At 34.7% G+C, this 12,063-nt stretch carries 10 protein-coding genes; 1 reads left to right on the top strand and 9 read right to left on the bottom strand.

What is annotated here, in order from left to right:
* Positions 1 to 4: 4 nt before the first annotated feature.
* The 7 genes from atpH to ubiD all read right to left on the bottom strand — a co-directional run bounded on the left by atpH (position 5) and on the right by ubiD (position 5,494).
* Positions 5 to 538: a F0F1 ATP synthase subunit delta gene (gene atpH, locus KGI96_RS09030; protein ID WP_211599400.1), complete on the bottom strand. Its 534-nt coding sequence runs from the start codon at positions 536 to 538 to the stop codon at positions 5 to 7.
* A 12-nt stretch (positions 539 to 550) separates the two neighbouring features.
* Positions 551 to 1,021: a F0F1 ATP synthase subunit B gene (atpF, locus tag KGI96_RS09025; protein ID WP_211599401.1), complete on the bottom strand. Its 471-nt coding sequence runs from the start codon at positions 1,019 to 1,021 to the stop codon at positions 551 to 553.
* 68 nt (positions 1,022 to 1,089) lie between these two features.
* Positions 1,090 to 1,344 carry a F0F1 ATP synthase subunit C gene (gene atpE / locus KGI96_RS09020; RefSeq protein WP_211599402.1) on the bottom strand — a complete coding sequence of 85 codons (255 nt, stop codon included), beginning with the start codon at positions 1,342 to 1,344 and terminating at the stop codon, positions 1,090 to 1,092.
* Positions 1,345 to 1,452: 108 nt separating this feature from the next.
* Entirely contained in the window at positions 1,453 to 2,244 is a 792-nt protein-coding gene (atpB, locus tag KGI96_RS09015) for a F0F1 ATP synthase subunit A (protein WP_211599403.1), read from the bottom strand.
* A gap of 27 nt (positions 2,245 to 2,271) precedes the next feature.
* Positions 2,272 to 2,670: an ATP synthase subunit I gene (locus KGI96_RS09010; protein ID WP_213156445.1), complete on the bottom strand. Its 399-nt coding sequence runs from the start codon at positions 2,668 to 2,670 to the stop codon at positions 2,272 to 2,274.
* Between the two features lie 146 nt (positions 2,671 to 2,816).
* Positions 2,817 to 3,923 (bottom strand): ISAs1 family transposase, encoded by a 1,107-nt coding sequence (locus tag KGI96_RS09005; protein WP_213156443.1) that lies wholly within the window; start codon positions 3,921 to 3,923, stop codon positions 2,817 to 2,819.
* A gap of 104 nt (positions 3,924 to 4,027) precedes the next feature.
* Positions 4,028 to 5,494, bottom strand: a complete 1,467-nt coding sequence (ubiD, locus tag KGI96_RS09000; RefSeq protein WP_211599375.1) for a 4-hydroxy-3-polyprenylbenzoate decarboxylase — start codon at positions 5,492 to 5,494, stop codon at positions 4,028 to 4,030.
* A 135-nt stretch (positions 5,495 to 5,629) separates the two neighbouring features.
* On the opposite strand from ubiD, the gene znuA reads away from it, so the two are divergent.
* Positions 5,630 to 6,676, top strand: coding sequence for a zinc ABC transporter substrate-binding protein ZnuA (gene znuA / locus KGI96_RS08995; RefSeq protein ID WP_211599376.1), 1,047 nt, complete (start codon positions 5,630 to 5,632; stop codon positions 6,674 to 6,676).
* Between the two features lie 84 nt (positions 6,677 to 6,760).
* On the opposite strand, the gene putP is transcribed toward znuA, so the two are convergent.
* Both putP and putA read right to left on the bottom strand, forming a co-directional pair.
* On the bottom strand, positions 6,761 to 8,251 hold the full coding sequence (gene putP / locus KGI96_RS08990) for a sodium/proline symporter PutP (RefSeq protein WP_211599377.1): 1,491 nt from the start codon (positions 8,249 to 8,251) through the stop codon (positions 6,761 to 6,763).
* A 16-nt stretch (positions 8,252 to 8,267) separates the two neighbouring features.
* Complete coding sequence (gene putA / locus KGI96_RS08985; protein WP_211599378.1) at positions 8,268 to 11,723, bottom strand: bifunctional proline dehydrogenase/L-glutamate gamma-semialdehyde dehydrogenase PutA; 3,456 nt, start codon at positions 11,721 to 11,723, stop codon at positions 8,268 to 8,270.
* Positions 11,724 to 12,063: the final 340 nt, after the last annotated feature.

The following is a 12,063-nucleotide window of genomic DNA, read 5'->3' as shown; positions in this document are numbered from 1 at the left end:
CCTCTTACAAGCATAACTCATTTGCTAAGCGATCTAATTGTCCTCGGCTACTACTGTCAATCACAATATCATCATAACGAATGATAACACCTGCGATTAATTCTTTTGACACCTTAGAGATAATTCGCACTTTACAATTAAGTCGCTTCTCCATCGCTGTTGCGATTTTAGTTTCATTAGCTTTACTTAACTTTGTTGCAGAGATAACTTCAATATCTTTAATTGATTCATACTCTGATCGCAATTGAATAAATGCTTTTAATACTGAAGGCAACACCGTTAAACGTTGATTTTCAGCCATAATACGAATGAAATTTTGCCCATATTGATCGAGCTGATTTTCACAAATTCCAATAATGACTTCTGAAATCTGCTGTGGCGATGATGCTGATTTTAAATAATTTGTTACTTGTTCATCTTGGATAACAAGTGCCAAAAATTGTAGCATCTCCTGCCATTTATCTAACTGATCATTTTCTAAAGCAAAATCAAAAGTCGCTTTAGCATAGGGGCGAGCTACTGTACTAATTTCTGACATAGCTCCTCCTTATTATAGTTCTGCAACTAATTTATCAATAATGTCATTGTTTGCCGCAGCATCAATATTGCGACCCACAATTTTCTCTGCTCCTGCAACAGCTAAGGCAGCGACTTTTTGACGAAGCTCTTCTTGAACACGTTTACGCTCATTTTCAATTTCAGCATAACCTTGTTCAATAATACGTGCTTTCTCAACCTCTGCTTCGGCTGTGACAGAATCCAAAATTTCATTACGACGTTTATTTGCCAAATCAACAATGTGTTGCGCTTCTTCTTTTGCTTTTAAAATTTCTTGTTCTGCAAGATTTTTTACTTCATCTTGTTCTTGTTTCGCTTTTTCAGCAGAAGCAAGGGCATTAGCAATTTCTGCTTGACGCTCTTCTATTGCCGTTATAATTCTTGGCCATATATATTTCATACAAAACGTAACAAACAGTACGAATGTAATCATTTGACCAATTAATGTTGCATTTAAATTCACAATGCCTCCTTAAATCGGATTAATCACTCTAAAAGAGTAACTATTGTTAATAAAAAATCCGACTATTACTATGATAGTAAAGAGATGAATGGGTTTGCAAAAATGAATAGTAACGCAATACCTACAGCAATCATAGAAATAGCATCTAAAAGACCTGCAACAATAAACATTTTTGTTTGCAAACTATTTGCTAACTCAGGTTGACGAGCAGATGATTCTAAGAATTTTCCACCTAAAATACCAAAGCCAATTGCTGTACCTAGTGCCGCAATTGCAAGTAAGATTGATGCACCAATGATTGTTGCTGTAATTACAGATTCCATAGTTTTCTCCAATTAAGGTTAAAGGAAATTGACCCAAAGGGTCGGTTAATAAAAAGTTAATAATTAAAAGCAGAATAACATTATTATTTGTTATTCTATTTTAAATAGTTAATGCTCTGATTTGTTATAAGCAATACTCAAATATACTATCGTTAGCATCATAAAAATAAATGCTTGTAAGGTGATAATTAGAATATGAAATACCGCCCAAGCCCACTGCAATGGTAAACCTAAAACTTGTAATAAAACGTTATCAGCAGTGTACATAACAGCGATTAGAACAAAAATCAATTCTCCCGCATACATATTACCAAACAAACGAAAAGCTAATGATATTGGTTTTGCTATTAAAGTAACAACTTCTAAAATTAAATTCACAGGAATCATTATTGGATTATTAAAAGGATGTAAAGTATATTCCTTTACAAAGCCTTTCCAACCTTTTGATTTTATTGTATAAAATATAATTAAGAAGAAAATACAGATAGAAAGTCCCAATGTTGAATTAATATCCGCTGTTGGAACAGCTCGAAGGTGTTCAATTCCAAACAAATGAGCCATTTGTGGTGGTATGTCGACTGGGATTAAATCGATCGCATTCATAATAAATACCCAACAGAATATTGTTAATGCAATAGGTCCAACAACATTACGAGGTCCTTCAAAATTGTCACGAACCACGCCATCAACCCATTCAATCACCATTTCGACAGCACATTGTAATTTACCTGGAACACCAGATGTTGCATTTTTAGCAACTTTGCGAAAGATCCAAAGGAATAAGGCACCAGATACAAAAGTAAAGAATAGTGTATCTAAATGAATACTCCAAAATGAATCACCAGAAGCTAAAAATGTTAAATGGTGTGTAATATATTCAGCAGTAGTTTGCCCAGCCATAATTTACCCTTCTAAATAAAAGAAATGTTAATTCTTTTTTATTTTAATTCCTTCTTTTTTTATTACAAAAGGAACTAAACTATTACATATAAGTATTAAAAAATACCCTAAAAAAAACACAATTACATCTATTTTTAAATAAAATTTAAAAATCAAAATAAGTAGAACAATAGTAACCAACCATTTTATCGCTTCACCTGTATAAAAGACAGTGATTTGTTGCTTTTCTTGGGATGACTTTCTAAAAAAGACCCAATAAGTAAACAAACAATGGGGTATAAAACCCGCAACAGTTCCCAAAATGTAAGAAGAAAGTGAGTTAAATTTAACGACACTAATACTTATTGAACTTACTATTAAAATATACAGTGTGATTCTTATTGCTTTTAAATAGGTTTGTTTTGCCTGATTGATTACCGCTGACATTTAATATCCCATCAAATTAATAAAATTAACTGTTACTAGCCTATTGTTATGCAACTTGTAGATTATACACCTCTACCTATGCGATTCAACAACAAATCTTTTAAATTGGTACAAATATCAGGGCAACCGCGTACTTTGTCTATAAATTAATCACACACACCAAAAATAAGCTCAGACCTCATTTCATCAGACCAGCCAGCTGATTTCAGCTTGCTTTTTATACTATTTTTAGTTGGATGTAGTCGTGCTAAATTAAGCCCTAAACGCCTAATTATTGCCATATTTTCAACGCCATCCCCCAAATAAATCGTACTATCATCTTCTTTAAAAACAACATCAAGTACCCAATGCGCTTTATTTTCAACTTCCCAATGACCCCTAATATATTTCGCAAAGTCTTCGCAAGGAACATCTAAGCTACTGATATAAAATACTTTTTCTTCACTTTTCTTGCCATTGTCTTCTCTTATCCTATGAACTTGAATAAGGCTTTTAATTCCTGTCCAACCTTGAGATTCCAAAAGCCAATCACTTATTGGTAATTTTGAATAATACCGTTGATCTATTCGACTTCTTTCACAGTTAACTTCTTGAAATTTATCTATTTTTATTGATTTTTCTCGCACTACTTTATGAAAATAACTTTCTATTTCATTTCTAAATTTCTTATGATTATTTTTCAATGGCATCACATAATCGCTCTTCTTTTCTATGATTTTATTCGCTATTTTCTTTTGCGTATTCATCGCATCTACCGTAATGACGGCTTGATTTAGCTTTAAAATATCTATCATTTCTAGAATGCTTTCATTCTCATTTTTCTTACCTTTGGACTTATTTTGAGCTAAAATTAATCCTCTTGAACAGCTCCAAGCCGTAATACTATGTAGCGCATTATGAGGCTCTAAATGTGAACTGTTTTTTAATGTTTTACCATCTATTGCAATACACTCTTTGCCTTGTGATTTTCGTATCTCATTGATAAAATTAATAAAAATATAATTTAATTTCTCAGGATTTATCCGTCTTACAATACGAGCAATCGTATCATCAACAGGAATACCATTTTCAAAATCTCGGTATTTTCGTAACCATTTTATATTCAATTTACCAAACTGATGAATTTCACTCCATCCTTCTGCACCTGATATTACCGCACTTACGACAAGAAAAATAACATCTAAGAAGTCATGTTTTTTGTTTATATCTTTGCGAGGGTCTTCCAAATCTTTAAAAGCTGATAATATATTCATTTTTACACCTATTTGTTATTGAATAATAAGTGCTATTAGATCATCTTTTTAAGAAAAGTGCGATCTTGCCCTGGGTACAAATATAATTTTGATTAGAAATTATTTTAGTCAATTCCTAATTCGCTCCAAATATCATCTATTTTTTTTACTATCTTTGGATCTTTAACAATCGGTGTTCCCCACTCTCTATTCGTTTCGCCTTGCCATTTATTGGTAGCATCAATGCCCATTTTGGAACCAAGTCCCGCTACTGGCGAAGCAAAATCTAAATAATCAATTGGAGTATGTTCAATCATTGTGGTATCACGGGCTGGATCACAACGAGTAGTAATTGCCCAAATCACATCTTTCCAATCTCTTGCATTGATATCATCATCACACACAATTACATATTTGGTATACATAAATTGACGTAAGAAAGACCAAACCCCCATCATTATACGTTTGGCGTGTCCTGCATACTGTTTTTTTATAGTAACGACAGCCAAACGATAAGAACATCCCTCTGGAGGTAAATAAAAATCCACAATTTCGGGGAACTGTTTTTGTAAAATAGGGATAAAAACTTCATTCAAGGCTTCACCTAATACCGCAGGTTCATCAGGTGGACGACCCGTGTAAGTAGAATGATAAATAGCATCTTTTCGCATTGTGATATGGGTAATAGTAAATACAGGAAAATGATTTTGCTCATTATAGTAACCCGTATGATCACCATAAGGACCTTCTAATGCAGTTTCATTTGGATCAATATAACCTTCTAATACAATCTCAGCACTGGCAGGAATTTCTAAATCATTAGAAATAGATTTAGTGACTTCCGTTTTATTACCACGTAATAATCCAGCAAAAGCATATTCTGAAAGTGTGTCAGGGATAGGTGTTACCGCCGCTAAAATAGTGGCAGGGTCTGCACCTAACACGACAGAAACAGGAAAAGGTTCATTAGGGTGTTGTTGTTGCCATTCTTGAAAATCTAATGCTCCTCCTCGATGAGAAAGCCAACGCATAATTAATTTATTTTTTGCTAATAACTGTTGGCGATAAATTCCTAAATTTAAGCGTTTTTTGTAAGGACCTTGCGTAATTGTCAGTCCCCAAGTCACTAAAGGTGCCACATCATCAGGCCAACATTTCATAATTGGTAATTGATACAAATCCACCTCATCCCCAGTTAAAATTATTTGTTGGCAAGGTGCTTTTGTGACAGTTTTACTTGGCATATTTAACACTTGTTTCCACTGAGGAAGTTGTCCCATTAACCCTTTTAAACCCTTAGGCGGTTCAGGTTCTTTTAAAAATGCTAATAATTTACCTAGTTCACGTAATGCTTTAACATCATTTTGTCCCATTCCTAAAGCAACACGCTCAGGCGTTCCAAATAAATTACATAAAACAGGCATAGTATAGCCTTTAGGATTTTCAAAAAGCAGAGCAGGACCACCAACACGTAAAGTTCGATCAGCGATTTCTGTCATTTCTAAATTAGGATCAATTTCTTGAGAGATTCGTTTTAGCAGTCCTTTTTGCTCAAGTAAATCCAAAAATTCACGCAGATTTTTATAATTCATACCACTTTTAACCTTTATCTTGAATATTGATTGCAGTATAACGAAATTACAAAAAAATAATAACCATAAAAAAATTATTGCTTTTTATTTTTGTTTTGTTAATATCGCACAACTTTTATAACAAAGGAGATAAAAATGTTAAAAAAAACTACTTTAAGCCTAGCTATTTTAGGGATGGCTACGGTGACGCACGCAAATGTACTTACAACTATTAAACCTTTAGGTTTTATTGCAAATGCCATTACCGATGGTGTAACTGAGACGGATGTTTTGTTACCTACTAGTGCTTCCCCTCACGATTACAGTTTAAAACCTTCAGATGTGCAGAAATTGAAATCTGCAAGTCTAGTTGTATGGATTGGTGATGAAATGGAAACTTTTTTAGAAAAAAGTATCGAGAAACTACCTCAATCATATGTATTAACTCTAGAAAGCATACCTGAAATTAAAGAAATAGTAGAACATACTGATAAAAGGGTTAGAATTAAACTTGATGAAAAGCATCATAATGCTCATAAACACCACCATCATAATGATGAACATGAGCATCATAGTGAACACGAACATCACGATGATAATGATGAACATAAGCATCACGACAAACATGAACATCATAATGATAATGATGAACACGAACATCATGCTCATCACCATCACCATCACCATAATAGCGATTGGCATATCTGGGTTTCTCCAAAGATGAGCAGCATTATTGCTGAGCAAATCGCAAAACGATTAAGTGAAAAATTACCTGCTAAGAAAACAAAAATCGAAGCAAATCTTACAGAATTTAAACTTGGATTGGCTAAGGTGAATATAGAAATAGCTAAACAACTTTTACCTGTAAAAGATAAAGGTTATTACACTTTCCATGCTGCTTATGGTTATTTTGAAGATGCTTATGGGTTGAAATCCTTAGGAGCATTTACAATGAATCCAACTGTTGCTCCTGGAGCAAAAACATTAGAGAAAATTAAAGCAAATATCAAAACTCATCAAGCAACCTGCTTATTTACTGAACCACAATTCACCCCTAAAGTGGTTGAACGTTTAAGTAAAGGAGTGCAAGTAGGTGTTGGAAGATTAGATCCATTAGGTGGAAATATTAAACAAGGTAAGACAGCATATCTAGAATATTTAAGATCACTTGCGACAGCCTTTGAACAATGTTTAAGTAAGTAATTTATTGACTAATTAAGCGGTTACATTGAAAGAACTTTTTGCAAATTTTCAGTATAATGTCACCGCTTAAATCTTATCATTTATTTAATTGCTCTTATTAAACTTAACTAATGCTTTATCAAATTGTTCTGCAACTTGTGGATTAACTGTGCTAAATATTGACGAGGTTAGTGTGATAAAAGAGCACATTAAGAACCCTGGTATAATTTCATAAAGATTAGCAAGATCGATCCAACCTAAATATTGTATTAGTGGCTTCCAGGTCACAACCATTATCGCTCCCGATAACATTCCCCAAAGAGCGGCTGTTGAACTAATATTACGGTTAAATAGAGATAAGATGATTACTGGTCCAAACGCTGCACCAAACCCTGCCCAAGCATAAGAAACAAGCCCCATTACTTTCGATGATGGATCTTGTGCAATGGCAATGGCTACAACTGCAATTGCCAATACCATTAGTCGTCCAACCCAAACTAATTCCTTGCTTGATGCTGCTTTACGGATAAATCCTTTATAAAAATCTTCAGTAATTGCCGCTGAACACATTAGTAATTGTGCAGACAGGGTACTCATCACCGCAGCCAAAATGGCAGAAAGAACGATACCAACGATCCAAGGGTTAAACATTAATTTGGATAATTCAATAAAAACAGTTTCTGAATTTTCTAATTCAATATTATTTGCAGAGAAATAAGCTAAGCCAAAGTAGCCCACCGCAACTGCACCACCTAGACATAAAAACATCCAGCTAATACCAATATGGCGAGCTCTCTTTAATGATTTCAGTGAATCTGCTGCCATAAAACGTGCGAGAATATGAGGTTGCCCAAAATAGCCTAATCCCCAAGCCAATGCAGAAATAACACCAATACCAGAGACATTATGTAACCAATTAGAATAAGGAATATGCGTTACTGCGGATTTTACTGTTAGTGCAGTATTAATTTCTTCCCAACTCAAATTAATTAAAACCATTACTGGAGCAAGTAATAATGCAAAAAACATTAATGTTGCTTGAATGGTATCACTCCACGAAACAGCCAAATAACCGCCAATAAAGGTATAAGTGATCGTTGCTAATGCTCCCAACCAAAGTGCGGTGCTATAATCTAATCCTAAAAAGCTTTGGAATAATTTCGCGCCTGCAACAACGCCTGATGCACAGTATATAGTAAAGAAAAATAAAATAATTGAAGAAGAAATTATTTTTAACGCTTTCTCTTGTTGAGGAAAACGTTGTGCAAAAAATTCAGGTAAAGTTAATGCATTCTGGTAACTTGCTGTAAAAATACGTAACCGACCTGCAACTACACGATAATTTAAGTATGCACCAATGGTTAAACCTACCGCTATCCACGCCTCTGAAAGCCCTGAAACAAAAATAGCACCCGGTAACCCCATCAATAGCCAACCAGACATATCCGAAGCCCCTGCTGACATTGCGGTCACAAAACTACCCATTTTTCGCCCACCCAAAATATAATCATCAAAATTATCAGTGGAACGATAGGCATAGATACCTATACCTAAAATAATAACGAGATAAAGTCCAAAAGTAATATAAATTTGCATAATAAGTTTCCTTTTTTTATTGTTCTTGTGCTGCCATTAAAGACGCATTTCCGCCTGCTGCGGTGGTATTTTCACTACGAGAAAACTCATCATAAAGAGGCATTAAATCTTGAGTTTCTCTCCAATCATAACATTTAAAAATAGCGGGGCTATTTTGGGCTACCCAAAGGCGTTGCTCTTTCGTTATATTTTCTAAATAAACCCCTTTTTGACAATGCCCTAAGGTTTTTGCTACTCGAACATTATCAAGGTTTAATTTAACTAATGGATGTTGATGCTCAACTAACACACTAAAACCTGCAGCTAATAATTTTTCTGCGGCTGGTTTTGCTTGTTCTAATGAACCATCAAAAATAGCCACTTCACAAGGTAAATAGGCTAATGAATTATCTTCACCTGTAATGCTCTCCAACAGTGGTTTAGCATTAGCTAAAGCCATTTCATCGCCAAACTGACTATAATATTGGGTTGTTTTGGTTAAGCGTTGTAGGTAGAATTCCCCTCCTGCTTTTGGTCCTGTTCCTGACTGGCTATGTCCACCAAAAGGCTGAACCCCCACAACTGCACCAACAATATTTCTATTAATATAAAAATTACCGCAATTTAGATGTTTTTCAACAAAATCCATTTGTTTGTAGATGCGGCTATGACAACCTCCTGTCAGTGCATATCCTTTTGCATTGACTTCAGCTAACACATTAGCGAGGTTCTCTTTTTTATAGGTAACGATATGTAAAATAGGCCCAAAGACTTCTCGTTCTAACTGTGCCAAGTTATCTAATATATAAACAGCAGGTGCGACAAAATGCCCTTCTTTAGGGGATTTAAGTTCTACATAACGCTGTGCTATTTGACGCATTTTCATTTTGTGATTGTCTAAATTTTGTAGTGCTTCCTTGTCAATAACAGGACCAACATCAGTGGCAAGTTGTGTTGGGTTTCCTATTTTTAACTCTTTCATTGCCTCACATAGCATTGAGTAAATTTTATCGGCAACATCTTCTTGTAATAATAAAATACGTAATGCAGAGCAACGTTGTCCTGCTGAATCAAAAGCAGAGTTTAAGACATCTGCAATCACTTGTTCTGCCAGAGCAGAAGAATCAACCACTAACACATTTTGTCCACCTGTTTCTGCAATAAAAACAGGATCATTATCTGCTTGTGCTAATTGTTCATTGATCAGTTTTGCCACTTCCGTTGAACCAGTGAATACCACTCCATCAAAAGGTTGTTTGACTAATGCTGCACCAATATCACCCGCTCCTAATACTAATTGTAATGCACTACGAGGTAAGCCTGCTTGGTAAAATAATTCAACTGCCGCTGCGGCAATTAATGAAGTTTGCTCAGCAGGTTTTGCTATCACCACATTCCCTGCTGCCAAACTTGCGGCAATTTGCCCTGTGAAAATCGCTAATGGGAAGTTCCAAGGAGAGATACATAAAATCTTACCTCTCGGATCCGCAAGTTTACCCAATTGAGCCAATTTTTCTAACTGAACCGCATAATAACGTAAGAAATCCACAGCCTCTCGTAATTCTGCAATAGCATTTGGTAAGGTTTTACCTGCCTCTAAAATAGCTATTTTCATTAGTAATGCTGCATTTTTTTCATAAAGATCAGCTGTTTTACGTAAAATATCTGCTTTTGACGTAGCATCAAAATTATTCCACTCGGTCATCGTTGCACTTTCAAAAACTTGTTCTACTGCGTCTACTTTTAAAAATGAAACCTCACCTACTTTACTAGACAGATCCGCAGGGTTAAAAACAGAATGACTTTGGTGGTGAATCGTATTATTTGCAAAATTTACTAAGGATGTGACCGCTTCAATTTGTGCTTTTTCAAAACCTTGCTCTAATTGTTCAAGGGTAAACTCATTGGTTAAATCAAAACCTTGTGAATTTTTACGATCACTAAATAATTCTAAGGGTAATTTCACCGCTTTGTTTCGCTCACCTTGAGATGTTTCATAAAGTTTCCAAGGTGGTGTCACCAACTGTTCTGCAGGAATGGTTTCATCGACCAGTTGATGTACAAAAGAGGAATTAGCCCCATTTTCTAATAAACGACGCACTAAATAGGCGAGCAGGGTTTCGTGTGTGCCAACAGGGGCATAAACACGAACTAAACGGTCAAGATTCTCTTTTCCAACCACATTATCATATAAATTCTCACCCATTCCGTGTAAGCATTGGAATTCATAATTTTTATCTTTACCCAATTCATAAATAGTACAGAGGCTTTGTACGTTGTGTGTTGCAAATTGCGGATAAATCACATCTTGAGCCGTTAATAATTTTTTAGCACAAGCAAGGTAAGAAATATCGGTATGATTTTTTCGAGTATAAACAGGGAAGCCTTCTAATCCTTCTGTTTGTGCCCATTTAATTTCACTGTCCCAATAGGCTCCTTTTACCAAACGGATCATTAAATAACTTTGTTTTTCACGGGCTAATTCAATTAAATAATCAATCACTTTAGGACAGCGTTTTGAATAGGCCTGAATAACAAAGCCAATTCCTTTATAGCCTTTTAATTCTGGTTCATCTAATAATTTTTCAACTAGATCTAAAGAAAGTTCTAAGCGGCTTGCTTCCTCGGCGTCAATATTAATACCAATATTGTATTTTTTACCTAACAACATTAATTGTTTTAGTTTTGGGTAAAGTTCGTCCATAACACGATCATATTGCGAACGAAAATAACGTGGATGAATGGCGGAAAGTTTTACTGAAACGCCATTTGATTGAAAAATATCTTTATCTGCAGAATCTCTACCAACGGCTTCGATGGCATTAATATAATCTTGGAAATAATGTTCGGCATCAGAAGCAGTCATTGCCGCTTCTCCTAGCATATCAAAAGAGAAACAAAATCCTTTCTCAACACGTTTTTGTACTCGATGAAGGGCATTGTTAATATCTGTTCCTGTGACAAACTGAGCACCTAAAATACGCATTGCTTGTAGCATAGCCAATCGCATAGCGGGTGCAGATAAACGAGCAAAACTACGTGTTAACGCATTAGAAAGGGTTTCTTCATCAAAACTACCGCTTAATTTTTTACCCAGTAACAAACCGTAGCTAGCTGCGTTAATAAAGATAGAAGAAGATCGCCCAATATGACTTTGCCAATTGCCCTCTTTTAATTTATCGTGAATTAATTCATCTTGTGTTTCTTCATCTGGAATACGTAATAATGCTTCCGCTAAACACATTAATGCTATTCCCTCGTCATCACCCAATGAAAACTCTTGCATTAAAGCATCAATGCCATAGCTATTCTTCTTAATATTACGCACTTTATTAATTAAATTTACGGCATTTTTTTGAATGGCATTTTCTTGCTCGGGAGTAAAAGTTAAGGTTTCATATAACTGATCAACCGCTTTTTTTTCATCAATGCGATAATATGAAGTGATATCACGACGTAATTGACTATATTTTTTAGAAAGAGAAAAAGACATAACACACCATTCCTATTTATTTTGTAAAAACATTGTAAAAAAATAGCAATTAAAGTGTTAATAGTAAACTACAAATTATAAATTTTGTGAAATTATCTGCAACTTTAGAAAAATCAAGCGGTACGATTATCAAAAAAATTTGCAAATTTTTGTAATAATCGTACCGCTTGTGAAATAGTAGAAGTTGCGAAAGTATTCTTATTAAATCTAAATATCAAGTGGTAAAAGTTCAGTAATAACAAAAAAGTTAATGCTAATAATTCTATTTTTTCTGCTACCGCATAACAAGAAAGGGTACAAACGAAGTGACAGTTTAAAAAACTGAAAAGTTGAATTAAGT

It is taken from the genome of Phocoenobacter atlanticus subsp. cyclopteri, from assembly GCF_018343795.1.
Lineage (GTDB): Bacteria > Pseudomonadota > Gammaproteobacteria > Enterobacterales > Pasteurellaceae > Phocoenobacter > Phocoenobacter atlanticus.
The sequence above is the reverse complement of the archived record's forward strand: the minus strand, read 5'-3'. Positions and strand labels throughout refer to the sequence as shown.

Bases quoted from the DNA above. Each gene is read 5' to 3' on its own strand.
- atpH (WP_211599400.1), bottom strand. From the start codon at position 538: ATGTCAGAAATTAGTACAGTAGCTCGCCCCTATGCTAAAGCGACTTTT.
- atpE (WP_211599402.1), bottom strand. From the start codon at position 1,344: ATGGAATCTGTAATTACAGCAACAATCATTGGTGCATCAATCTTACTT.
- atpB (WP_211599403.1), bottom strand. From the start codon at position 2,244: ATGGCTGGGCAAACTACTGCTGAATATATTACACACCATTTAACATTT.
- KGI96_RS09010 (WP_213156445.1), bottom strand. From the start codon at position 2,670: ATGTCAGCGGTAATCAATCAGGCAAAACAAACCTATTTAAAAGCAATA.
- KGI96_RS09005 (WP_213156443.1), bottom strand. From the start codon at position 3,923: ATGAATATATTATCAGCTTTTAAAGATTTGGAAGACCCTCGCAAAGAT.
- ubiD (WP_211599375.1), bottom strand. From the start codon at position 5,494: ATGAATTATAAAAATCTGCGTGAATTTTTGGATTTACTTGAGCAAAAA.
- znuA (WP_211599376.1), top strand. From the start codon at position 5,630: ATGTTAAAAAAAACTACTTTAAGCCTAGCTATTTTAGGGATGGCTACG.
- putP (WP_211599377.1), bottom strand. From the start codon at position 8,251: ATGCAAATTTATATTACTTTTGGACTTTATCTCGTTATTATTTTAGGT.
- putA (WP_211599378.1), bottom strand. From the start codon at position 11,723: ATGTCTTTTTCTCTTTCTAAAAAATATAGTCAATTACGTCGTGATATC.